At 71.0% G+C, this 23,168-nt stretch carries 20 protein-coding genes; 15 read left to right on the top strand and 5 right to left on the bottom strand.

Annotated features, from left to right (window positions below; all coding sequences use genetic code 11):
- Positions 1-27: 27 nt before the first annotated feature.
- From ACIQD6_RS16860 to ACIQD6_RS16825, 8 genes are all read left to right on the top strand, one after another.
- Entirely contained in the window at positions 28-1,137 is a 1,110-nt protein-coding gene (locus ACIQD6_RS16860) for a quinone-dependent dihydroorotate dehydrogenase (RefSeq protein ID WP_401883114.1), read from the top strand.
- Positions 1,134-1,988 (top strand): orotidine-5'-phosphate decarboxylase, encoded by an 855-nt coding sequence (pyrF, locus tag ACIQD6_RS16855; RefSeq protein WP_401883111.1) that lies wholly within the window; start codon positions 1,134-1,136, stop codon positions 1,986-1,988. Before ACIQD6_RS16860 ends, pyrF begins: the two co-directional genes overlap by 4 nt.
- A gap of 364 nt (positions 1,989-2,352) precedes the next feature.
- Positions 2,353-2,676, top strand: a complete 324-nt coding sequence (locus tag ACIQD6_RS16850) for an integration host factor (protein WP_401883108.1) — start codon at positions 2,353-2,355, stop codon at positions 2,674-2,676.
- Positions 2,677-2,714: 38 nt separating this feature from the next.
- Entirely contained in the window at positions 2,715-3,278 is a 564-nt protein-coding gene (gene gmk / locus ACIQD6_RS16845; RefSeq protein WP_401883107.1) for a guanylate kinase, read from the top strand.
- A 110-nt stretch (positions 3,279-3,388) separates the two neighbouring features.
- Complete coding sequence (rpoZ, locus tag ACIQD6_RS16840; RefSeq protein ID WP_003970369.1) at positions 3,389-3,661, top strand: DNA-directed RNA polymerase subunit omega; 273 nt, start codon at positions 3,389-3,391, stop codon at positions 3,659-3,661.
- A 174-nt stretch (positions 3,662-3,835) separates the two neighbouring features.
- Positions 3,836-5,089, top strand: a complete 1,254-nt coding sequence (coaBC, locus tag ACIQD6_RS16835; protein WP_401883105.1) for a bifunctional phosphopantothenoylcysteine decarboxylase/phosphopantothenate--cysteine ligase CoaBC — start codon at positions 3,836-3,838, stop codon at positions 5,087-5,089.
- A gap of 533 nt (positions 5,090-5,622) precedes the next feature.
- Complete coding sequence (gene metK, locus ACIQD6_RS16830) at positions 5,623-6,831, top strand: methionine adenosyltransferase (RefSeq protein WP_401883103.1); 1,209 nt, start codon at positions 5,623-5,625, stop codon at positions 6,829-6,831.
- A gap of 162 nt (positions 6,832-6,993) precedes the next feature.
- Positions 6,994-9,138: a primosomal protein N' gene (locus ACIQD6_RS16825; RefSeq protein WP_401883101.1), complete on the top strand. Its 2,145-nt coding sequence runs from the start codon at positions 6,994-6,996 to the stop codon at positions 9,136-9,138.
- A 134-nt stretch (positions 9,139-9,272) separates the two neighbouring features.
- On the opposite strand, the gene ACIQD6_RS16820 is transcribed toward ACIQD6_RS16825, so the two are convergent.
- Positions 9,273-9,827, bottom strand: a complete 555-nt coding sequence (locus tag ACIQD6_RS16820; RefSeq protein ID WP_401883098.1) for a hypothetical protein — start codon at positions 9,825-9,827, stop codon at positions 9,273-9,275.
- Between the two features lie 368 nt (positions 9,828-10,195).
- On the opposite strand from ACIQD6_RS16820, the gene fmt reads away from it, so the two are divergent.
- The 6 genes from fmt to ACIQD6_RS16790 all read left to right on the top strand — a co-directional run bounded on the left by fmt (position 10,196) and on the right by ACIQD6_RS16790 (position 17,492).
- Positions 10,196-11,140, top strand: coding sequence for a methionyl-tRNA formyltransferase (gene fmt, locus ACIQD6_RS16815; protein WP_401883095.1), 945 nt, complete (start codon positions 10,196-10,198; stop codon positions 11,138-11,140).
- 32 nt (positions 11,141-11,172) lie between these two features.
- Complete coding sequence (locus ACIQD6_RS16810; RefSeq protein ID WP_401883092.1) at positions 11,173-12,606, top strand: RsmB/NOP family class I SAM-dependent RNA methyltransferase; 1,434 nt, start codon at positions 11,173-11,175, stop codon at positions 12,604-12,606.
- Positions 12,607-12,793: 187 nt separating this feature from the next.
- Positions 12,794-13,477, top strand: a complete 684-nt coding sequence (rpe, locus tag ACIQD6_RS16805) for a ribulose-phosphate 3-epimerase (protein ID WP_401883089.1) — start codon at positions 12,794-12,796, stop codon at positions 13,475-13,477.
- Between the two features lie 256 nt (positions 13,478-13,733).
- On the top strand, positions 13,734-14,783 hold the full coding sequence (locus ACIQD6_RS16800) for a sugar-binding transcriptional regulator (RefSeq protein WP_401883088.1): 1,050 nt from the start codon (positions 13,734-13,736) through the stop codon (positions 14,781-14,783).
- Positions 14,784-15,007: 224 nt separating this feature from the next.
- A complete protein-coding gene (locus tag ACIQD6_RS16795) occupies positions 15,008-16,450 on the top strand; it encodes a GuaB1 family IMP dehydrogenase-related protein (RefSeq protein ID WP_401883085.1) in 1,443 nt (480 codons plus the stop codon).
- A 166-nt stretch (positions 16,451-16,616) separates the two neighbouring features.
- On the top strand, positions 16,617-17,492 hold the full coding sequence (locus ACIQD6_RS16790) for an RNA polymerase sigma factor SigF (protein WP_401883082.1): 876 nt from the start codon (positions 16,617-16,619) through the stop codon (positions 17,490-17,492).
- 186 nt (positions 17,493-17,678) lie between these two features.
- On the opposite strand, the gene ACIQD6_RS16785 is transcribed toward ACIQD6_RS16790, so the two are convergent.
- The gene (locus ACIQD6_RS16785; RefSeq protein WP_401883080.1) at positions 17,679-18,080 is read right to left on the bottom strand and encodes an ATP-binding protein; all 402 of its coding nucleotides are present in this window, start codon (positions 18,078-18,080) and stop codon (positions 17,679-17,681) included.
- Positions 18,081-18,319: 239 nt separating this feature from the next.
- On the opposite strand from ACIQD6_RS16785, the gene ACIQD6_RS16780 reads away from it, so the two are divergent.
- Positions 18,320-18,892: a snapalysin family zinc-dependent metalloprotease gene (locus ACIQD6_RS16780; RefSeq protein WP_401883078.1), complete on the top strand. Its 573-nt coding sequence runs from the start codon at positions 18,320-18,322 to the stop codon at positions 18,890-18,892.
- A 124-nt stretch (positions 18,893-19,016) separates the two neighbouring features.
- On the opposite strand, the gene ACIQD6_RS16775 is transcribed toward ACIQD6_RS16780, so the two are convergent.
- The 3 genes from ACIQD6_RS16775 to ACIQD6_RS16765 form a co-directional block, all read right to left on the bottom strand.
- Positions 19,017-19,946: an LLM class F420-dependent oxidoreductase gene (locus ACIQD6_RS16775; protein WP_401883076.1), complete on the bottom strand. Its 930-nt coding sequence runs from the start codon at positions 19,944-19,946 to the stop codon at positions 19,017-19,019.
- Positions 19,947-20,243: 297 nt separating this feature from the next.
- Positions 20,244-21,635 (bottom strand): uracil-xanthine permease family protein, encoded by a 1,392-nt coding sequence (locus tag ACIQD6_RS16770; protein ID WP_401883074.1) that lies wholly within the window; start codon positions 21,633-21,635, stop codon positions 20,244-20,246.
- 242 nt (positions 21,636-21,877) lie between these two features.
- Positions 21,878-23,092 carry an MFS transporter gene (locus ACIQD6_RS16765; RefSeq protein ID WP_401883072.1) on the bottom strand — a complete coding sequence of 405 codons (1,215 nt, stop codon included), beginning with the start codon at positions 23,090-23,092 and terminating at the stop codon, positions 21,878-21,880.
- Positions 23,093-23,168 lie beyond the last annotated feature (76 nt).

Genomic DNA, 23,168 nt, shown 5'->3' with positions numbered 1-23,168 from the left:
CTTCTCATGAGGAAAGCAATCAACTCCATGTACAGAATCTTCTTCAGGCTCGTCTTCCGGCGGATGGATCCGGAGCAGGCCCACCACCTGGCCTTCCGGTGGATCCGGCTCGCCGCCCGTATCCCCGTGCTGCGTACCTTCGCCGCCGCCGTCCTCGCCCCCCGGTACGAGGAACTGCGCACCGAGGCGTTCGGACTGCGCATGCACGGCCCCTTCGGCCTGGCCGCGGGCTTCGACAAGAACGCCGTGGCCATCGACGGCATGTCCATGCTCGGCTTCGACCACATCGAGATCGGCACGGTCACCGGCGAACCGCAGCCCGGCAACCCCAGGACGCGGCTCTTCCGGCTCGTGGCCGACCGCGCGCTGATCAACCGGATGGGGTTCAACAACGAGGGCTCCGCGTCCGTCGCGGCCCGCCTGGGCGCCCGCAGGCCGGTCTTCAGGACGACCGTCGGCGTCAACATCGGCAAGACCAAGGTCGTCCCGGAGAGCGAGGCGATCGGCGACTACGTCCTCTCGACGGAGCGGCTGGCCGGCCACGCCGACTACCTCGTGGTCAATGTCAGCTCGCCCAACACCCCGGGACTGCGCAGCCTCCAGGCCGTCGACCAGCTGCGACCGCTGCTGACCGCCGTACGGGAAGCCGCCGGCCGTACCGTCACGGACCGCCGCGTACCGCTCCTGGTCAAGATCGCGCCCGACCTCGCGGACGAGGACATCGACGCCGTCGCGGACCTCGCCGTCGAACTGGGCCTGGACGGCATCATCGCCACCAACACCACCATCGCCCGCGAGAGTCTCGGCCTGGCGTCGGACCCGGCCCTGACCGCCGAGACCGGCGGACTGTCGGGCGCGCCCCTGAAAGCGCGCTCGCTGGAGGTCCTGCGGCGGCTGTACGCGCGCGTCGGCGACCGGATCACCCTGGTCGGGGTCGGCGGCATCGAGAACGCCGAGGACGCCTGGCAGCGCATCCTCGCCGGCGCCACGCTGGTCCAGGGCTACAGCGCCTTCATCTACGAGGGGCCGTTCTGGAGCCGCGCGATCCACAAGGGGCTCGCGGCCCGGCTCGGCACGAGTCCGTACGCCACCCTCGCCGAGGCCGTCGGCGCCGACACCCGGAAGGTGACCTCATGACCACGCCCAGGAAGCCTCAGGAACCCTTCGGGGCCAGGCTGCGGCACGCCATGGACACCCGTGGTCCGCTCTGCGTGGGCATCGACCCGCACGGCTCGCTGCTCACGGACTGGGGCCTGGGCGACGACCTCGCGGGCCTGGAGCGTTTCACCCGTACGACGGTGGAGGCCCTGGCCGACCGGGTCGCCGTACTCAAACCGCAGTCGGCGTTCTTCGAACGCTTCGGGTCGCGCGGCATCGCCGTACTGGAGAAGGCCGTCGAAGAGGCGCGGGCGGCCGGGGCGCTGGTCCTGATGGACGCCAAGCGCGGCGACATCGGTTCGACGATGGGCGCGTACGCGGCGACCTACCTGGACCAGGACTCGCCGCTGTTCTCGGACGCGGTCACGCTCTCCCCGTACCTCGGCTTCGGATCGCTGCGCCCCGCGCTCGACGCGGCCGCCGCCTCCGGCTCGGGTGTCTTCGTCCTGGCCCTCACCTCCAACCCGGAGGGCGCCGAGGTGCAGCGTGCCACCGCGGCCGACGGCCGGTCGCTCGCCCAGCTGATGCTCGACCACATGGCCGCCGAGAACGCGGGCGCCACCCCGCTCGGTCCGGTCGGCGCGGTCGTCGGCGCCACCCTCGGCGACGCGGGCGTGGATCTCGCGATCAACGGGCCGCTGCTCGCCCCCGGCATCGGCGCGCAGGGCGCGACCCCGGCCGATCTGCCCGGGGTGTTCGGCGACGCGGTCGGCAACGTGGTTCCGAGCGTCAGCCGGGGTGTTCTCCGTCACGGTCCGGACATCAGTGCCCTCCGGGCGGCGGCGGAGCGCTTCGCGGACGAGGTGCGGACGGCGGTCGGCGGCGCGTAGGGAGCCATTCGCGGTGTCTCGCGGGGTTTCATGGTGCTTTTGCCGATGTGACAGGAGGGTTTCGGGGGTGCTTCGCGGGGAGTCCGCCGACGCGTCACGAGGCTTTCGGAGAGGCGTTTCGGCCCCGGAGATTGGACCGATGGCTGGGTTCCTGTCCAAAAACTTGGGCAAAATGACCAAAATGTCGTCCCTCAGCGATGCTGACCAGGACTTTTCGTCTGTTCTCGCTGACTCCGGCGGACTTGGCCGCTAGTCTCCGTCGAGAGCCAACGTGCAGTGCGTTGCCCGTTGCTCGCCTGGTGTGGGCCGTTCAGGTTCCTCACCGGTCCGTATCCGACAGATCGACATCCGAGGTGACGTAGGCGTGGCTCTTCCGCCCCTTACCCCTGAACAGCGCGCAGCCGCGCTCGAAAAGGCCGCCGCGGCTCGCCGGGAGCGGGCCGAGGTCAAGAATCGACTCAAGCACTCCGGCGCCTCCCTCCATGACGTCATCAAGCAGGGCCAGGAGAGCGACGTCATCGGGAAGATGAAGGTCTCCGCCCTGCTCGAGTCCCTGCCCGGCGTGGGCAAGGTCCGCGCCAAACAGATCATGGAACGGCTCGGGATCTCCGAGAGCCGGCGTGTGCGGGGCCTTGGCTCCAACCAGATCGCCTCCCTGGAGCGCGAGTTCGGCGGCAGCGGCGCCTGACGTTCCCGGGCACTCCCGGGAACCTGGATAATCGCTGCATGGCAGCAGAGGTACGACCGCGGCTGACCGTGCTCTCCGGCCCCTCCGGGGTCGGCAAGAGCACGGTCGTCGCGCATATGCGCAAGGTCCACCCCGAGGTATGGCTCTCGGTGTCGGCCACCACCAGAAAGCCGCGCCCCGGCGAGCGCCACGGCGTCCAGTATTTCTTCGTGACCGACGACGAGTTCGACAAACTGGTCGCCAACGGTGAACTGCTGGAATGGGCGGAGTTCGCGGGCAACCGCTACGGCACTCCGCGGCAGGCTGTTCTCGACCGCCTGGGGGCGGGCGAGCCCGTGCTGCTGGAGATCGATCTCCAGGGTGCCCGGCAGGTCAAGGAATCGATGTCCGATTCCAGGCTGGTCTTCCTGGCGCCCCCGAGCTGGGACGAGCTGGTGCGCCGGCTCACCGGCCGGGGCACCGAATCACCCGAGGTGATCGAGCGCCGGCTGGAGGCCGCGCGGGTGGAACTGGCAGCCGAGTCGGAGTTCGATACGACCCTGGTCAACACCTCGGTCGAGGACGTCGCGCGTGAGCTGCTAGCCTTGATGGCAGTTGCATGATCTTTTGTGGGTTATTTCTGAATCCAGAATCCCGCGATCCGTAGTTCGCAGTCTTCGTAGTTTTCGTAGTTTTCGTAGTTTTCCCTGAATTTTCTTCGGAAGGCCAGAGAGTGTCCTCTTCCATCACCACGCCCGAGGGCATCATCAACCCCCCGATCGATGAGCTGCTCGAGGCCACGGACTCGAAGTACAGCCTCGTGATCTACGCGGCCAAGCGCGCGCGGCAGATCAACGCGTACTACTCGCAGCTCGGTGAGGGCCTGCTCGAGTACGTCGGTCCGCTGGTGGACACCCACGTTCACGAGAAGCCGCTCTCGATCGCTCTGCGCGAGATCAACGCGGGTCTGCTGACCTCCGAGGCCATCGAGGGCCCGGCCCAGTAGGCGCTCCTCTCGTCGGCGCCTGCGTTCGTACGTAGGCGGGGCGTATGTTCCTCATCCAGGCCTGGCAGCGCGACTGCCGGGCCTGTGGTGTGTCATGGGTGATGTGCGAAACGTTCGATTCGAGACGTACAGAGACGTACAGAGACGTACTGAGATGTACGAGGGGGAGACGCGGTGGACAAGTCGGAGAAGTCTCAGAATCCGAAGCCGGAGAAGCCGAGGGTCGTGCTGGGGGTCGCGGGTGGGATCGCCGCGTACAAGGCGTGCGACCTGCTGCGACGGCTGACCGAGACCGGCCATGACGTACGGGTCGTACCGACCGCGTCGGCGCTTCAGTTCGTCGGAGCGGCCACCTGGTCGGCGCTCTCCGGGCACCCCGTCTCCACCGAGGTCTGGACCGACGTCCACGAGGTGCCGCACGTACGGATCGGGCAGTCCGCCGATCTGGTCGTCGTCGCCCCCGCCACCGCCGACCTGCTCGCCAAGGCGGCGCACGGACTTGCCGACGACCTGCTCACCAATACGCTCCTCACGGCCCGCTGTCCGGTCCTCTTCGCACCGGCCATGCACACCGAGATGTGGGAGCACCCCGCCACCCAGGAGAACGTCGCGACGCTGCGCCGCCGGGGAGCCGTTGTCATCGAGCCCGCCGTCGGCCGGCTCACCGGCGTCGACACCGGCAAGGGCCGGCTGCCGGACCCGGCGGAGATCTTCGAGGTCTGCCGCCGGGTGCTGGCGCGCGGTACGGCCGGGCCGGACCTGGCGGGCCGCCAGGTCGTGATCAGCGCGGGCGGCACACGCGAGCCGCTCGACCCGGTGCGCTATCTGGGAAACCGCTCCTCCGGGAAGCAGGGGTACGCCCTGGCCCGTACGGCGGCGGCCCGGGGCGCGCGGGTCACCCTGATCGAGGCCAATACGGGGATGACGGACCCCGCGGGCGTCGACGTGGTCCATGTGGGGACGGCCGTACAGCTGCGTGAAGCCGTGCTGAAGGCGGCGGCACGGGCCGACGCCGTGGTCATGGCGGCCGCGGTCGCCGACTTCCGGCCCGCGGTCTACGCGGAAGGCAAGATCAAGAAGCGGGACGGCGAGGAGCCCGCGCCCGTCGCACTGGTCCGCAACCCGGACATCCTCGCCGAGATCTCGGCCGAGCGGGCCCACCCCGAGCAGGTGGTCGTCGGCTTCGCGGCGGAGACGGACGACGTCCTCGCCAACGGCCGGCAGAAGCTTCGGCGCAAGGGATGCGATCTCCTGGTCGTCAACGAGGTGGGGGAGCGGAAGACCTTCGGCGAGGAGGAGAGCGAGGCGGTCGTGCTCACGGCGGACGGCGGCGAGACGCCGGTGGCGCACGGGCCCAAGGAGGCGCTCGCGGATGTCGTCTGGGATCTGGTGGTGCCGAGGCTCGGAGACGTGAATCCGGAGACGTGACCTCTGGGACGTGCACCCGGATACGTGCCCCCCGGGACCTGAACTCGGTGCCCCGGACTCCGGCACGTGAACGAGTGCACACGGTGCGATTCCCAACCGGCACGGTCGATCCGCGCGGCGCGGGTCTTGAACACCGGGCCGACCTGGTGTGAACAGTTCGTTACGCCCTGGTCCGCCCCTTCGGTACATTCCACCGGTCTCCGCCGCCCTGTCTCCTCGGGACGGCCGTCCCGCTGCCCTTGGGGCGACTGCTCCGGAGCCTCGGGGCAGCCGCCCCAGTCCCTCGGAGCAGCCGCTCCGGCGCCGGGCCGATCGCCGTCATTCGCTGTTATTCGGCGTGGGTGGGTTCTGGCCAGGGCGGATGCTCGTATCGCATAATGCAGGTCCGCGGGCGGCGGGACTCCCACAGATCGAGACACTTCGCCCCGTCACCGCGCACGACCGATAAAGTGGTCGAGGATCGTCGCGGGGCTGCAGCCCCCCGCCGGTCCGCCAATGATCAGCCAGCAGCCGCTGCAACCACAGGGAGCGATGTGTCCCGCCGTCTGTTCACCTCGGAGTCCGTGACCGAAGGTCACCCCGACAAGATCGCTGACCAGATCAGCGACACCATTCTTGACGCGCTCCTTCAGGAGGACCCGGCCTCCCGGGTCGCCGTCGAGACCTTGATCACCACTGGACTTGTGCATGTCGCCGGTGAGGTGACCACCAAGGCCTACGCACCCATCGCCCAGCTGGTGCGGAACAAGATCCTCGAGATCGGTTACGACTCTTCGAAGAAGGGCTTCGACGGCGCCTCCTGTGGCGTCTCGGTGTCCATCGGCGCGCAGTCCCCCGACATCGCGCAGGGCGTCGACACGGCGTACGAGAAGCGCGTCGAGGGCGACGAGGACGAGCTCGACAAGCAGGGCGCCGGCGACCAGGGCCTGATGTTCGGCTACGCCTGCGACGAGACGCCCGAGCTGATGCCCCTCCCGATCAACCTGGCGCACCGGCTCTCGCGCCGCCTCTCCGAGGTCCGCAAGAACGGGACCATCCCGTACCTGCGCCCGGACGGCAAGACCCAGGTCACCATCGAGTACGACGGTGACAAGGCCGTCCGCCTCGACACGGTCGTCGTGTCCTCGCAGCACGCCTCGGACATCGACCTGGACTCGCTGCTCGCCCCCGACGTGCGTGAGTTCGTCGTCGAGCACGTCCTCAAGGAGCTCGTCGACGAGGGCATCAAGCTGGAGACCGAGGGCTACCGCCTGCTCGTCAACCCGACCGGCCGCTTCGAGGTCGGCGGCCCGATGGGCGACGCGGGTCTGACCGGCCGCAAGATCATCATCGACACGTACGGCGGCATGGCCCGCCACGGCGGCGGCGCCTTCTCCGGCAAGGACCCGTCGAAGGTCGACCGCTCGGCGGCGTACGCGATGCGCTGGGTCGCCAAGAACGTCGTGGCCGCGGGCCTGGCCTCGCGCTGCGAGGTCCAGGTCGCGTACGCGATCGGCAAGGCCGAGCCGGTCGGTCTCTTCGTCGAGACCTTCGGCACCGCCACGGTCGACACCGACAAGATCGAGCAGGCCATCGCCCAGGTCTTCGACCTCCGCCCGGCCGCGATCATCCGCGACCTCGACCTGCTCCGCCCGATCTACGCCCAGACGGCCGCTTACGGCCACTTCGGCCGTGAGCTCCCGGAATTCACCTGGGAGCGCACGGACCGCGTGGAAGCGCTGCGCAAGGCCGCGGGGGTCTGAGCCACCCGGTTCTTCCCACGCATCGCGTCTCACTCAGGGCGCCGATCGCGTCGATCGCCATACGGAACGGCCCCGGACCGCACGACGGTCCGGGGCCGTTCCGTATGCGCCGGAGTCCGGTGGGTGGCCGGGGTGTCAGTGCGGTCTGGTAGTTATGAAGCTGTGAGCAGCGATGACAGGCAGCCCGAGGATCCCGCTGGTGGCGGGCCTGAGCAGCTTGCGCTGATTCGGGAGACCGTGCGGACGGCCAAGGTGCCGCGGGCGAAGCCGAGGACGTGGCGGGGGGCCGCGCTGGCCGGGGAGTTGCCGGTGGCGCGGGTGGTGGTGAACAAGGGGGTGCTGCATCTTGACCAGTTCTTCGACTACGCCGTGCCGGAGGAGCTGGACGAGGCGGCCCAGCCCGGGGTGCGGGTGCGGGTGCGGTTCGGGGCCGGGGCGCATCAGGTGCGGGGCGGGAGGCGCGAGGGCGGGCGGCTGATCGACGGGTTCGTTGTCGAGCGGCGGGCCGAGTCCGACTACGCGGGGCCGCTCGCCGCGCTGGCGGACGTGGTGTCGCCCGAGCCGGTGCTCAGCGCCGAGCTGCTGGGTCTCGCCCGTGCCGTCGCCGACCGGTACGCGGGCAGCCTGGCGGACGTCTTGCAGCTCGCGGTCCCGCCGAGGAACGCGCGCGCGGAGTCGAAGCCCTCTCCGGAGCCGCTGCCGCCCCCACCCGCACCCGAGGTGGGGACGTGGGAGCGGTACGGGAACGGGGCGGCGTTCCTGGCCGCGCTCGCCGGGGGCGGGGCGCCGCGGGCCGTGTGGACCGCCCTCCCCGGGCCGTACTGGGCGGGCGAGCTGGCAGCGGCGGTGGCGGCGACGCTGGCGTCGGGGCGGGGCGCGCTCGTCGTCGTACCGGACGGGCGGGTCGCCGCGCGGGTCGATACCGCGCTCACGGCGCTGCTGGGCGCGGGACGGCACGCGCTGCTCACGGCGGAAGCGGGCCCCGAGAAGCGGTACCGGCAGTGGCTCGCGGTACGGCGCGGTGCGGTGCGGGCGGTCGTCGGGACCCGCGCGGCCATGTTCGCGCCCGTCCAGGACCTGGGGCTCCTCGCCATCTGGGACGACGGCGACGGCAGCCACAGCGAGCTGCACGCACCCCAGCCGCACGCCCGCGAGGTGCTCCTGCTGCGTGCCGCGCACGACAAGTGCGCCTTCCTGCTGGGCAGTACGGGATGCACGGTCGAGGCGGCGCAGCTGGTCGGGACGGGCTGGGCGCTGCCGCTCGCCGCGGGCCGGGAGCAGGTGCGTACGGCCGCGCCGCTGGTACGTACCGTCGGCGACGGCGAGCTGGCGCGGGACGAGGCGGCGCGCGTGGCCCGGCTGCCCAGTCTGGCCTGGCAGGCCGTCAGGGAGGGGCTGAAGAGCGGACCGGTGCTGGTACAGGTGCCCCGGCGCGGCTATGTGCCCCGGCTGGCCTGCGAGCGCTGCCGTACGCCGGCCCGCTGCCGCCACTGCGCGGGACCGCTGGAGGCGCCCCGCGAACGCGACCTGCACTGTGCCTGGTGCGGTCGCGGCGAGCACAGCTGGCACTGCGCGGAGTGCGGGAACACCCGGCTGCGCGCACAGATCGTCGGGGCGCGGCGCACGGCCGAGGAACTGGGCCGGGCCTTCCCCGCCGTCCCGGTCCGTACGTCGGGAGGGGACCATGTGCTCGACTCCGTGCCGGACCGCCCCGCGCTCGTCGTCAGCACCCCCGGGGCCGAGCCGGTCGCCGAGGGCGGCTATGCGGCCGCGCTGCTGCTCGACGGCTGGGCGATGCTCGGGCGCCCCGACCTGCGCGCGGGGGAGGAGGCCCTGCGGCGCTGGATGCAGGCGGGCTCCCTGGTGCGCGGACAGAGCGAGGGCGGCACGGTGGTGGTAGTCGCCGAGCCGACTCTGCGGCCGGTCCAGGCACTGGTGCGCTGGGATCCGGTGGGCCACGCCCAGCGCGAGTTGGCCGAGCGGGCCGAGCTGGGATTCCCCCCGGTGTCCCGGATGGCGGCGGTGATGGGCCGCGCGGACGCGGTGAGTACGTTCCTGGCCGCCACCGAACTGCCGGGCGACGCCGAGGTGTTGGGGCCCGTACCCCTACCGGTCACGGACCCGGGCAGACCCCGCAGGCAGGGCGATCCACCACCGGGGGAGCGCTGGGAGCGGGCCCTGCTGCGGGTTCCACCGGGCAGCGGAGCGGCGCTGGCGGGTGCGCTGAAGGCGGCGCAGGCGGGGCGGCTGGCCCGGGGCGGCGGCGATCCGGTACGGGTGAGGATCGACCCGCCGGACATCGGCTAGGAGCATTCGGCTGGGAGTGTGCTGAGGATCTTGGCCGGATCAGCGAGCGGCCAAGGGGCCCGTCCCTCCCTCCCACCGGTGGGCCGCCCCCGTCCAGTTGGGTGGGAACGGCCCTCGTACCGACGGGGAAGCGGTCAGCCGCCCCGCGGACCCGGAAAGACCCCCGGGCGGGGTTCCTCGCGCAGGGAGTGCGGGTTCGCCGTCGGCTGCGGCGGCATGGACCGGGCGGCCGGGACCGCCGGGACGGCGCCGGGCATGGCGGACAGGGACGGGCGGGGCGTGGTGGTGTCGTGCGGGCGGTCCTGCGGGCGTTCCGAATCGGCCGCCGTGGGCTGCTGCGCGGCCCGCCGGGTACCGTAACGCCGGTGCACCGCCTGCTTGGTGACCCCCAGCGCCGAGCCCACCGCGTCCCACGAGAAGCCCAGCGAGCGGTCGAAGTCCACGGCCGCCGTCACCAGGGTCTCGACGCTGTCCCGGAGTTCCTGTGCGAGGCGTACGGTCGGAGCGGGGGCCCTGCCGTAGACGACGAAGCCCGTGGACGGGCCCGATCGGCGGGGGCGGTAGACGTTGCCCAACTGGGCGGTGAGGGTGCGCAGCGCATCCACCTGCCGCCGTACCCGCTCGATGTCCCGCACCAACAGGTGCAGACTTGCCCGGGCTTGTGCGTCGTGGGTTGCGTGGTCGGCCATGAACAAGCCTCTCGAACCGGCGTTGAAAGGGATCGGGCCGCACCGATGGCGCCCGTGTTGGTCAATCTCTCTTGACAACGCGCCACCCGGCGTTGTGGTCACGCTGCGGGGCGTATCCGTACCCGCGCGGGGCGCGCGGGCCGTCGTACGCCCCCTGCGGTGCCGCCCCATAGACTGGTGCGCTGCCTGATCACCGCACACGGCATCACCGTGCGCAGGAGCATCACAACGCGTACGTGCACCACAATCCGTACGCGCACCACAGCCGTACCCCGCACCACAGCCGTACCCGCATCACCGCACGTAGCGGCCCGAGATGTCACCAGCCCGAGAAGCACGCCACCAGTCCGAGAGGCAGTCAGTCACCGATGAAGCTCGTCTTCGCCGGCACCCCCGAGGTCGCCGTACCCGCCCTGGACGCACTGATCGCCTCCGACCGGCATGAGGTCGTCGCCGTCGTGACCCGGCCCGACGCGCCCTCGGGGCGTGGTCGCAGGCTCGTCGCGAGTCCGGTCGCCCAGCGCGCGGAGGAGGCCGGTATCGAGGTGCTCAAGCCGGCGAAGCCGCGCGAGGAGGACTTCCTGGCGCGGCTGCGCGAGATCGGGCCGGACTGCTGTCCGGTCGTCGCGTACGGTGCCCTGCTGCCGAAGGTCGCCCTCGACGTGCCGGCCCGTGGCTGGGTGAACCTGCACTTCTCGCTGCTGCCCGCCTGGCGCGGTGCCGCTCCCGTCCAGCACGCCGTCATGGCGGGCGACGAGATGACCGGCGCGGCCACCTTCCAGATCGAGGAAGGGCTGGACTCCGGTCCGGTGTACGGGGTCCTCACCGAGCATGTGCGGCCCACCGACACCAGCGGCGACCTGCTGACCCGGCTGGCCTTCGCGGGCGCGGGGCTGCTCGCCGCGACCATGGACGGGATCGAGGACGGCACTCTGCTCCCCGTACCGCAGCCCAGCGAGGGTATCTCCCTCGCACCCAAGATCAACGTCGAGGACGCGCAGGTGGACTGGGCGGCGCCCGCGTTGCGCGTCGACCGTGTCGTCCGCGCCTGCACCCCGGCGCCCGGTGCCTGGACCGTGTTCCGCGGGGAGCGGCTCAAGCTGGTCCAGCTGGCGCTGCTGCCCGACCGTACGGAGCTGGCGCCCGGCGAGCTGGCCGTCGGCAAGAACAATGTTTATGGCGGGACCGGTTCGCACGAGGTCGAGCTGCTCTGGGTCCAGCCGCAGGGCAAGAAGCCGATGCGCGCCGCCGACTGGGCCCGCGGGGTGCGGATCGCCCCGGGCGAACGGCTCGGCTCGGCGGACGTAGGCTGAGAAAGAACGACTCTTCTCACCGCGGAGCACCTTTGAACGAGCAGGCCCGTCGCCGTCCCGCCAAGCCGTACCGCCGCCCCAAGAAGGATCCCGTGCGGATCCTCGCCTTCGAGGCGCTCAGGGCCGTCGACGAGCGGGACGCGTACGCGAATCTCGTCCTGCCGCCGCTGCTCAAGAAGGCGCGCGAGAGCAGCGACTTCGAGGCACGGGACGCCGCCCTCGCCACCGAGCTGGTGTACGGGACGCTGCGCCGCCAGGGCACCTACGACGCGATCATCTCGGCGTGCATCGACCGGCCACTGCGCGAGGTCGATCCGCCGGTGCTCGATGTGATCGCCCTCGGCGCGCACCAGCTGCTGGGGACGCGGATCCCGACCCACGCCGCGGTTTCGGCGAGTGTGGAGCTGGCCCGGGTGGTGCTCGGCGACGGACGGGCCAGATTCGTCAACGCCGTCCTGCGGAAGATCGCCCAGGACGATCTGGACACCTGGGTGGAACGGGTCGCTCCGCCGTACGACGAGGACGCCGAGGACCATCTCGCGGTCGTCCACTCGCACCCCCGCTGGGTGGTCTCCGCGCTCTGGGACGCGCTGGGCGGCGGCCGCGCCGGTATCGAGGACCTCCTCGAAGCCGACAACGAACGGCCCGAGGTCACCCTGGTCGCCCGCCCCGGCCGCTCCACCACCGATGAGCTGATGGACGCCGTGGGCGAGGACTCCGGTCTGCCGGGCCGCTGGTCGCCCTATGCCGTACGGCTCGCCGAGGGCGGCGAACCGGGCGCGCTCGACGCCGTACGCGACGGGCGGGCCGGAGTCCAGGACGAGGGCAGCCAGCTCGTCGCGGTCGCCGTCGCCAACGCGCCGCTCGACGGGGCCGACGCCCGCTGGCTCGACGGATGTGCGGGGCCCGGCGGCAAGGCGGCGCTGATGGCCGCGCTGGCCGCCGGACGCGGCGCCTCCCTGCTCGCCGCCGAGAAGCAGCCGCACCGGGCCCGGCTCGTCGAACGCGCGCTGGCCGGCAACCCCGGCCCGTACCAGGTGATCGCCGCCGACGGCACCCGGCCGCCCTGGGCCCCCGGCTCCTTCGACCGGGTCCTGGTCGACGTCCCCTGCTCGGGTCTCGGCGCGCTCCGGCGCAGGCCGGAGGCGCGCTGGCGGCGGCGGCCCGAGGACCTGGAGGGCTTCGCGCCGCTTCAGCGAGGCCTGCTGCGCGAGGCGTTCGACGCCGTACGGATCGGTGGCATCGTCGGGTACGCGACCTGTTCGCCGCACCTCGCCGAGACCAGAGTGGTCGTGGAGGACGTCCTCCAGGGACGCGGCGGCCCGGCGGTCGAGGCGGAATGGGTCGACGCCAGGCCGCTGATGCCGGGCGTACCGGCGCTGGGGGACGGGCCGGACGTCCAGCTGTGGCCGCATCTGCACGGTACGGACGCCATGTATCTGGCGCTGCTGCGCCGTACCGCCTGACTCCCGCCCCCGGGTTGCCCGGCCCTCGCCCAGGCAAGTCGAGGGCCGTGAAAACGCGCGGATCGCACGAAGGAAACGCGCGGATTGCACGAACTGTTCCGTTCCCGCGCGGCATTGGTACGTACCGAGAGCAGCTCGGCGGTCAGGAACGGTCAGGAAGTGGCCCCGAGCATGGCAGGCTTGGCACATGGCTCAGATCAACCCCAGCATCCTGTCCGCCGACTTCTCCCGACTCGCCGAGGAGGCGAAGGCGGTCGACGGCGCGGACTGGCTCCATGTCGATGTCATGGACAACCACTTCGTGCCCAATCTGACTCTGGGTGTGCCGGTGGTCGAGGCGCTCGGACGGGCGACGGACACCCCGCTGGACTGCCATCTGATGATCGAGGACCCGGACCGCTGGGCCCCGCAGTACGTGGAGGCGGGCGCCGGTTCCGTGACCTTCCATGTGGAGGCCGCGGCGGCGCCCGTACGGCTCGCGCGGGAGATCCGGGCCAAGGGCGCCAAGGCGTCCATGGCGCTGAAGCCCGCGACGCCCATCGAGCCGTACGAGGACCTGCTCCCCGAGCTGGACATGCTGCTGATCATGACGGTGGAGCCGGGCTTCGGAGGCCAGGCCTTCCTGGACATCATGCTGCCCAAGATCCGGCGTACCCGGGAGATGATCTCCAAGCACGGTCTTGAGCTGTGGCTCCAGGTCGACGGCGGGGTCTCGGCCACCACCATCGAGCGGTGCGCGGAGGCCGGCGCCGATGTCTTCGTCGCCGGTTCCGCGGTGTACGGAACGGACGATCCGGCCGCCGCGGTACGGATGTTGCGCAACCAGGCGACCGAGGCCACCGCCTCGGCCTCCTGGGCCTGCGGTCACTGAGCCGAGAGGCCCGCTGGCCACCGAGTCGAGGCCGGCGCCGGTGAGCGCCGACAGGGCGGGGCACCGGCTCGGTGACGGGATGGCCGGAGAGTCGGCCGCCCGGCCGGTCGGAGAGTCGGCCGGTCGGCGAGTCGGCGGCCCGGCGGCGACCGGGCCGGCCGCCGAGACGCACAGTGCGCCACAGGAACATGAACGGGGCCCAACCGGGCTGATCAAGGACCGCCGCATCTGACAGGATGAACAGCGAGTCCAGAGTGTGAACAGAAGTGAGGAGATCGCGGTGTCTGGTATGTCGGCAGGTCGGCCAGCCCTGCGGATGGGACCCGCGGAGCTGGTGCAGGCGGCGGCCATGGCCCGCCGCTTCTACCTTGAGGGAAAATCCAAGATCCAGATCGCCGAGGAGTTCGGCGTCAGCCGCTTCAAGGTGGCCCGGGTCCTGGAGACAGCGCTGGAACGTGACCTCGTGAGGATCGAGATCCGGGTCCCCGCCGAACTGGACGCGGAGCGTTCGGACGCGCTGCGTGCCCGTTACGGCCTGCGGCACGCGGTCGTCGTCGAGTCGCCCGCCGAGGGCGCGGACGAGTCGCCCGACCCGGAGAACCTCGGCGAGGTCGCCGCCGATCTGCTCGGTGAGCTGGTCGTCGAGGGCGATGTGCTGGGACTGGCCTGGGGCCGCTCCACCATCCACATGGCGGCCGCGCTCGACCGGCTGCCGCCCTGCACGGTCGTCCAGCTCACGGGCGTGTACGACGCCGGCACCGCCGAGCGCGGCTCGGTCGAGGCGGTACGGCGTGCCGCCCAGGTGTCCGGGGGAGAGGCGCACCCCATCTACGCCCCGATGCTGCTGCCCGACCCGGCGACCGCCGCCGCGCTGCGCAACCAGACCGGTATCGCGCGCGCCTTCGAGTACTTCGACAAGGTCACCGTCGCCGCCGTCTCCATCGGTTCGTGGGAGGCGGGTATCTCCACGGTGCACGACATGATCACCGAGGAGGAGCGGACCCACTACGCCTCGCTCGGCGTCGCGGCCGAGATGTCCGCGCATCTCTTCGACGCCGAGGGCCGGCGGGTGGGCCGCGATCTGGGCGAACGGTGCATCACGGTCGAGGCCGACCGGCTGCGCCGTATCCCGGAGGTCGTGGCGATCGCGGGCGGGCTGCGCAAGGCGGAGGCTATCGGGGCCGTCCTGCGCTCCGGACTCGTCACCAGCCTGGTCACCGACACCGCGGCGGCGGACTTCCTGCTGACGGAGTTCACCCCGGGACCCCGGCCCGCGCTGGAACGGTGCGACCCGGACGCGGTCTGAACCGTCGTCAGCGGTGTGAACGGGATGCCGACCGACTGACCGACCGTCGTACCGTCCCGGCGGGGGCGGTCCGTCGGTCTTGGAGTATCGCACCAGGGCACCCCTCCTGAGCTGGAGGTTTCTCCCGGGGCGGGTTCCAGGCAGGGCATGGGACACTGAAGTACGTGCGGTTTCCCCGGCTCCACCGACCGGGGCCAACTCCGATCGACTGGGAAGTTCAGCACGTGCGTTTCCTCAATGACTTGCAGCCCCCGTACGACTTGACGTACGACGACGTGTTCATGGTGCCGAGCCGCTCGGCCGTGGGTTCGCGCCAGGGCGTGGACCTCTGCGCCGGCGACGGCACCGGCACCACCATTCCGCTCGTCGTCGCGAACATGACCGCGATCGCGGGCCGCCGGATGGCCGAGACCGTCGCCCGGCGCGGCGGGCTCGTCGTCATCCCGCAGGACATCCCGATCGAGGTCGTCGCCGAGGTCGTCTCGTGGGTCAAGACACGCCACCTCGTACTCGACACCCCGATCGTGCTCGCCCCCACCCAGACCGTCGGTGACGCGCTGTCCCTGCTGCCCAAGCGGGCGCACGGCGCGGGTGTCGTGGTCGACGGTGACCACCGGCCCGTCGGTATCGTCACCGACCACGACCTGACCGGCGTCGACCGCTTCACCCAGCTCTCCGAGGTCATGTCGAAGGACCTGCTGCTGATCTCCGCGGACATGGACCCGGGGGAGGCGTTCAACACGCTCGACAACGCCAACCGCAAGCTCGCCCCGGCCATCGGCACCGACGGCAGCCTGGTCGGCGTCCTCACCAGGAAGGGCGCCCTGCGCGCCACCCTCTACACGCCCGCCACCGACGCGGACGGCAAGCTGCGGATCGCCGCCGCCGTCGGGATCAACGGCAATGTCGCGGACAAGGCCCGGCAGCTTCTGGACGCGGGCGTCGACACGCTCGTCGTCGACACGGCGCACGGGCACCAGGAGTCGATGATCGCCGCGGTCAAGGCGGTCCGCGGGCTCGACCCGAAGGTGCCGATCGTCGCGGGCAACGTCGTCGCCGCCGAGGGCGTACGCGATCTCGTCGAAGCCGGTGCGGACATCGTCAAGGTCGGTGTCGGACCCGGTGCCATGTGCACCACGCGCATGATGACCGGGGTAGGACGCCCGCAGTTCTCGGCCGTCATGGAGTGTGCCGCCGAGGCGAAGAAGTACGGCAAGAACGTGTGGGCCGACGGCGGGGTCCGGCACCCGCGCGATGTCGCCATGGCGCTCGCCGCGGGCGCGTCCAACGTCATGATCGGCTCCTGGTTCGCCGGTACGTACGAGTCCCCCGGCGACCTCCAGCAGGCAGCCGACGGACGGCTGTACAAGGAGTCCTTCGGCATGGCCTCGGCCCGCGCCGTACGCAACCGTACGAGCGAGGAGTCGGCCTACGACCGGGCCCGCAAGGCGCTCTTCGAGGAGGGCATCTCCACCTCGCGGATGTTCCTCGACCCGGCCCGCCCGGGCGTCGAGGATCTGATCGACCAGATCATCGCGGGGGTGCGGTCGTCCTGCACCTACGCCGGGGCGAACTCGCTGGAGGAGTTCGCCCAGAAGGCGATCGTCGGCGTCCAGAGCGCCGCCGGATACGCCGAGGGCCAGCCGCTGCACGCCAGTTGGAGCTAGGCAGTGTTTGAGAAGTCCTGTCTCTCACTGCCGTCTGCCGCACAGCGGACGGCAGTGTGGCGACAGAACTCGGGATGACATATTCCGATCTGAAAAGAAGCAGGCATGAGTGCGTCAGGACGGGGTACACGCTCCCCGCACTGACAATGAAGCAGGGGAGGCCGAAGTGTCCACGGCGAGCACGGTCCCGACCGACAGAACGCGGTACGGAAACCAGCAGCGGGCCGAGGCGGCGGAGCTGGAGCTTCCGTATGTCGAGTGCCCGGCGGAAATGGCACCCAAGGACGCGCGGGAGATCTCGAAGCTCTTCTTCGCCCGGCTGACCGAACTGGAAGAAGGCACGCACGAGCACCAGTACGTGCGTAACACCCTGATCGAGCTGAACCTGGCTCTGGTCCGCTACGCGGCCACGCGGTTCCGGAACCGCGCCGACCAGATGGAGGACATCGTCCAGGTCGGCACCATCGGCCTGATCAAGGCGATCGACCGCTTCGAGCTCAGCCGCGAGGTGGAGTTCGCGACCTTCGCCGTCCCGTACATCGTCGGCGAGATCAAGCGTTTCTTCCGGGACACCAGCTGGGCCGTGCACGTGCCCCGCCGGCTCCAGGAGCTGCGGATCGACCTGGCCAAGGCGACCGACGAGCTGTCCCAGCGGCTGGACCGCGCGCCGACCACCGCCGAACTGGCCGAACATCTCGGTCTGGACGAGGACGAGGTCATCGAGGGCGTCGTCGCGAGCAACGGCTACACGGCCGGTTCGATCGACATGCCGACGGACGACACGGCACAGTCCCCGGCGCCGCTCGCCGACCGGCTCGGCGCACCGGACGCGGGCATGGAGGCGGCGGAGAACGTCCAGGCTCTGAAGCCGCTCATCGAGGAACTCGACGAGCGTGAGCGGCGGATCCTGCGGATGCGCTTCGGCGACGAGATGACCCAGTCGGAGATCGGCGCCGAACTGGGCGTGTCCCAGATGCATGTATCCCGGCTGCTGTCACGGATCACCGGGCGGCTGCGGGAAGGGCTGCTGGTGGTGGAGTGACACCGGCGACGGAGTAGGACCGAGACGTACGCCGAGACGTATGGAGCCGTACACCTACGGTGATGGACGGAGGGGGCGGACCGCATTGCGCGGTACGCCCCCTCCGTAGGTCGTTACGCCCGTCGTCCGTACGGAAGCTGTTTGTACGGAAGTTGAGCCCGCCCGCGCCACCGTGCTTCATACGCTTCACACCGGGGCAGGCACGGAGGCCGTCGACCGCTGCCAGACCGCGCGCACCCGTTTGCCGTCCGGCAGTGGTCCGACCTCGACATGACCGGCCAGCCTCAGCACCAGTGGCCAGCCGAATCCGCCGCCGCCATCGAAGTCGGGCGTGCGTGCGACCGGCAGTTCGGGACTGGCGTCGTCCATCTCCACCGCCAAGGTCTCGTTCTCCGCGGTGAGCCGGAGCCGCCACCATCCCGGCGTGTGCCGGATGGCGTTGGTGACGAGTTCGGAGACGACGAGCAGCACTGCGTCCAGGTCGGCCCAAGGACAGTGCTGCGAGAGGAAGTCGGCGGCGGCTCCGCGGGCTGCCGCACTATTTCCGTACGGCGAGTCCACGACCACCACGTGCGGTTCGTTGCTCATCACTGGCTCGTTTACCCCGTTGTCCGACTTCCATCGGCTTTCAGCATCAGCCATCGGTATCGGCCTCATCGTGCTGTTGGACGTACCCGCGCATGACACCGGGCCGGCCCCCGTCACCGGCCGGCCGTGGTCTTCGGTACGGTCGGCTGGATTGACGGATTGGTGTCAGTCCCCGCTGGGCAGTGAGCAGGGAAAGTCGTGTCATGAGCACGACTATCTCTCCCGTAAGGAGGTCGACCATGCACGTCCGTCAGTTGACCAGCGGGCTCGCCGCCGCCCTGGCTGTGACGTTCTCGCTGATGAGTGGCCAGGCCGTGGCTGCTCCGTCCGCGCACGCGGACGCCGACAGAGCATTGGCCGCTCGGGTGGTCACCTACGATGCCGGCGGTTCCGCGGAGTTCAAGTCCGCGGTCGACCGGGGCGCGGAGATCTGGAACGAGAGCGTCGACGCTGTCGAACTGCGCCCGGCCGCGGCCGGGCAACGCGCCAACATCCGGGTCCTGGCGGACGACGGCTGGCCCCGCGCCATCACCACCTCGCTGGGCAACGGAACCGTCTACATCGGACGGCAGGCGGTGGACGAGGGCCACAACACGATCCGCATATCGTCCCACGAACTGGGCCACATCCTGGGCCTGCCGGACCGCAAGCCCGGCCCCTGCTCAAGCCTGATGTCCGGTTCCAGCGCGGGCACCTCATGCACGAACCCCTACCCGAACACGGTCGAGAAGGCCGAGGTCGAGGGGTACTTCGATGCCGCTTCCGCGCGGACGACCGGAGCAGCGCCGCTCAACGCCATGATCGTGCACTGACACGCGGCGCAGGCCCGAGCGGGAGTTGACCGTACGCCCCGGAACGCGGATCGCGTTCCGGGGCGTACGCGGCTCCGACCGGGGCCGGGCACGGGTGGACGCGTCGCGGCCGGTCCCCGTACGGTCAGACGCCCGCCGCCCGCGCCGCCACGAACACCTCGGCCGCCACATCGGCCAGTTCGGCGGCATCGCGCGTGTGGCTCTGGAGATCCAGCAGGAACTCCGGCACACCCGACTCGACATGCGCCACGAGGTCCTCGACGATCTGCGCCACGCTGCCCTGGAAGGGCTGTCGGCCCTCGCCCTCGTACGGCTTGGCGCTGTACTGCGCGTTGACGCGAGCACAGGCGTGGAGCGGCCGGTCGCGACCGCGTTCGGCCGCCAGGTCCTGGATCCGCCGCCACTGTTCGGTCAGCTGCGCGGCGCCCATGGCCACCGGCATCCAGCCGTCCGCCCGGTCCACCAGGCGACGGGTGGCGCGCGGGCTGTTGGCGGGCAGATAGACCGGGATGGGGCGGGCCGGCTTGGGGCCGACCGCGGCAGCGGTGATGGTGGTCAGCTCGCCCTCGTACGAGACGGGGTCGGGGCCCCAGACGGCCGCGCAGACGTCCAGCAGCTCGTCCAGGACCGCGCCGCGCTTCTCGAACGGGGCGACGGAGGCGGCGGCGTACTCGTCCAGCGACCAGCCCGTGCCGAGGCCGGCGATCACCCGGCCGCCGCTCGCCGCGTCCAACGAGGCCAGCGAACGGGCCAGTTGGAACGGTACGTGCAGCGGCGCGACCAGGACGCTGGTGCCGAGCCGGGCCCGCTCGGTGGCCGCGGCGGCGAGCGTGAGTGTCACCAGCGGGTCGGCGACACCGCGGTACTGCTCGGGCCAGGCCAGCCCCGGTACGCCGTAGAGACCCTGGGTGGGGGCCTCGGGGAAGAGAATGCGTTCGAAGACCCACAGGCTCTCGTATCCGGCCTCCTCCGCGGCCCGCGCCACGGTGGCGACATCGCGGCCGATGTCGTGATGCTTCATCTGCGGAAGACCGAGCCCGAGTGTGACCGACATGCGTGCACTCCTTCGTGCGGACGGATGAGAGTACGTGCGGAACGGTGGGGGAGGCGGAACGGTGGGGGAGTAGCCGAGCAACTACCCTATGCCTACTGGTTGTTGATTGCTCAACTGCCCTGGTCGTGTCGGGCGCGGATCCGGCCGCCACGGCTGATTCACGTCGGCCGGCCTCCCGGCGGTCCGGTCGCTGTCGGGCCGACCGCCGTGTCGGCGGACGGGAGTGGCGCGATCCGGTCGCCCGGGCGCTACCGTCCTGCCCTCTCGCGGCGCTACCGTCTCTGCCCCCCCCTCGCGCTAACGCCCCTGTTCCTCGTTCTTGTCGTACGCGGAGGTACCGGAGTCCAGCAGCGGCTCCTGCCCGTCCTTCATGTGCGCCGGCGCGAACGCGCGCAGCACGTGATAGCCGGTGATCACCACGATCGTGCCGAGCGCGATACCGCTGAGCTCGAAGTTGTCGGTGATCTTCAGGCTCACGCCGCCGATCCCGATGATGATGCCCGCGGCCGTCGGCACCAGATTCAGCGGATTGCGCAGATCCACCCCGGCGTTGGTCCAGATCTGCGCGCCGAGCAGGCCGATCATGCCGTACAGGATGACGGTGATCCCGCCCAGGACTCCGCCGGGTACAGCGGCCACGATCGCCCCGAACTTGGGGCAGACGCCGAAGAGCAGGGCGAAGCCCGCGGCGGCCCAGTAGGCGGCGGTGGAGTAGACGCGGGTCGCGGCCATGACGCCGATGTTCTCGGAGTACGTGGTGTTGGGCGGGCCGCCCACGGCGGTGGAGAGCATCGAGGCCGCGCCGTCGGCCGCGATCGCGGTACCCAGCCGGTCGTCCAGCGATTCGCCGGTCATCTCGCCGACGGCCTTCACATGCCCGGCGTTCTCCGCGATCAGCGCGATGACGACCGGCAGCGCGACCAGGATCGCCGACCACTCGAAACTCGGGGCGTGGAAGTCCGGCAGACCGATCCACTCCGCCTTGCCGACGCCCGACAGATTCAGCCGCCAGTGATCGACCGCTTCGGCGCCGCCCGCCGGCGAGTGGATCCGGCCGAAGAGCCGGTCGAAGAGCCAGGAGATCCCGTAACCGAAGATCAGCCCGAGGAAGATCGCGATCCGCGACCAGAAACCACGCAGGCAGACCACGGCGAGCCCGGTGAAGGCCATCACCAGCAGGGCCGTCCACTGGTCCTGCGGCCAGTACGTCGAAGCCGTCACCGGCGCCAGGTTGAACCCGATCAGCATGACGACCGCGCCCGTGACCACGGGTGGCATCGCGGCGTGGATGATCCGGGCGCCGAAGCGCTGGACCGCGAGTCCCACCAGGAAGAGCGCGAGGCCGACGACCAGTACCGCGCCGGTGACCGTCGCGCTGTCACCGCCGGAGGCCCGGATAGTGGCGGCCACGCCGACGAAGGAGAGCGAACAGCCCAGGTAGCTGGGCACCCGGCCGCGGGTCGCCAACAGGAAGATCACTGTCGCGACGCCGGACATCATGATCGCGAGGTTGGGGTCCAGGCCCATCAGGACCGGGGCGACGAACGACGCCCCGAACATTGCCACCACATGCTGGGCGCCGAGGCCGATGGTACGGGGCCAGGACAGCCGCTCGTCGGGGCGGACGACGGCGCCTGGGGCGGGGGTACGCCCGTCGCCGTGCAGAGTCCAGCGCACGCCGAGCTTCATGAGGGGGCTCCACTTCTGGGGTTGCCGCCGGGGAGGGACCGGCGCTGCCACAACCGGTGCCGTCACCATCCGCGCCATCACGGCTGGTGCCACGAAGACCGGATCGACAGGGCTCCGTGGCCGAGGCTCCTTGGCCGAAAAAGATCAGCGCAATCGTAGGTGGCCCCGACGGCCACGCGTCGAGCCGGGTCCCGGTCCCGTGCCGTGAGGTCTCGTCCGTGCCCCCACCACGCCGCCGGAGGTCATGCCTCCGGTGCTGGCGCCGGCGTGCTCCGCGCCTCGGATTCGGCGGGCCTCCTGTCGCCCGTACGCAGCACCCCGGCGCCCACCATCAGGCCGCAGGCGAGCAGCGTCACCAGCCCGAAGGACACCACCAGCGAGGTCGCGTCGGCGACCGCGCCGATCGCCGAGGGGGCGATCAGCCCCGAGGTGTACGTGATGGTGGCGACACCCGCGATGGCCTGGCTCGGGTTCGGCCCGGCCCGGCCCGCCGCCGCGAAGGCGAGCGGTACGACCACGGCCACGCCGAGGCCGAGGAACCCGAAGCCGCCCATGGCGACCGCCGGATGGGGCGCGGCGACGACCAGTATTCCGCCCAGCACGGCCAGCACTCCGCCCGTCCGTACGGTCCGTACGGCACCGAACCGGTCGATCACCCGGTCACCCGCCAGCCGGGCGATGGCCATGGTGAGCGCGAAGGCGGTGGTCGACGCGGCGGCGAGACCGGGCGAGGTGTGCAGGACATCCCGCAGATAGACCGCCGACCAGTCGAGGCTCGCGCCCTCCGCGAAGACCGCGCAGAATCCGACGGCCCCGATGACCAGCGCGGACTTCGGCGGCAGCGCGAACCGGGGCGGCGCTTCCTCCTCGGGTGCGCTGCGCAGGTCCAGGACGCCCTGGCAGGCGATCAGGCCCAGCACCGTGAGTACCGCGGCCGCGAGCAGATGGTGCAGCCGCGCGTCACTGCCCAGATGCGCGGCCAGGGTGCCGGCGGCCGATCCGATCAGCGCGCCCGTACTCCACATGCCGTGCAGGCTGGACATGATCGACTTGTCGAGGCGGTTCTCGATCTCCACCCCGAGGGCGTTCATCGCCACGTCCGCCATGCCCGAGGTGGCCCCGTACACGAACAGCGCGGCGCACAGTGTGGCGAGATTCGGCGCCAGGGAGGGCAGAGTCAGCGCGAGGGTCCACAGGGCGAGCAGGCCGCGCAGCGCGGTGCGCGCCCCGAAGCGGTGGCTGATGGCGCCGGCCAGCGGCATCGCCACCGAGGCGCCGATCGCGGGGAAGGCCAGCGCGAGCCCGAGCTGTCCGGCGCTGACCCCGGCGTGGTCCTGGATCCAGGGGATACGGGTCGCGAAGCTGCCGGTCACCGCTCCATGCACACAGAAGACGGTGGCGACGGCGATCCGGGCGCCGCGCAACCTCCGCTTGTCGTAGCTCACTTCAGCCGACATCCCGTCCCGTCCTCCCCGAAACCCCGAAGTCCGCACCCCGGACTCCGCACCCTTGGCGCGCCCTTGCGCGGCGCTG

Origin of the sequence: Streptomyces sp. NPDC088400, assembly GCF_044753355.1 — a bacterium.
Lineage (GTDB): Bacteria > Actinomycetota > Actinomycetes > Streptomycetales > Streptomycetaceae > Streptomyces.
Note: the sequence above shows the minus strand (reverse complement) of the source record. Positions and strands in the feature narration are given on the sequence as shown.

Bases quoted from the DNA above. Each gene is read 5' to 3' on its own strand.
- ACIQD6_RS16860 (WP_401883114.1), top strand. From the start codon at position 28: ATGTACAGAATCTTCTTCAGGCTCGTCTTCCGGCGGATGGATCCGGAG.
- pyrF (WP_401883111.1), top strand. From the start codon at position 1,134: ATGACCACGCCCAGGAAGCCTCAGGAACCCTTCGGGGCCAGGCTGCGG.
- gmk (WP_401883107.1), top strand. From the start codon at position 2,715: ATGGCAGCAGAGGTACGACCGCGGCTGACCGTGCTCTCCGGCCCCTCC.
- ACIQD6_RS16820 (WP_401883098.1), bottom strand. From the start codon at position 9,827: ATGGCCGACCACGCAACCCACGACGCACAAGCCCGGGCAAGTCTGCAC.
- fmt (WP_401883095.1), top strand. From the start codon at position 10,196: ATGAAGCTCGTCTTCGCCGGCACCCCCGAGGTCGCCGTACCCGCCCTG.
- rpe (WP_401883089.1), top strand. From the start codon at position 12,794: ATGGCTCAGATCAACCCCAGCATCCTGTCCGCCGACTTCTCCCGACTC.
- ACIQD6_RS16785 (WP_401883080.1), bottom strand. From the start codon at position 18,080: ATGAGCAACGAACCGCACGTGGTGGTCGTGGACTCGCCGTACGGAAAT.
- ACIQD6_RS16780 (WP_401883078.1), top strand. From the start codon at position 18,320: ATGCACGTCCGTCAGTTGACCAGCGGGCTCGCCGCCGCCCTGGCTGTG.
- ACIQD6_RS16775 (WP_401883076.1), bottom strand. From the start codon at position 19,946: ATGTCGGTCACACTCGGGCTCGGTCTTCCGCAGATGAAGCATCACGAC.
- ACIQD6_RS16770 (WP_401883074.1), bottom strand. From the start codon at position 21,635: ATGAAGCTCGGCGTGCGCTGGACTCTGCACGGCGACGGGCGTACCCCC.
- ACIQD6_RS16765 (WP_401883072.1), bottom strand. From the start codon at position 23,092: ATGTCGGCTGAAGTGAGCTACGACAAGCGGAGGTTGCGCGGCGCCCGG.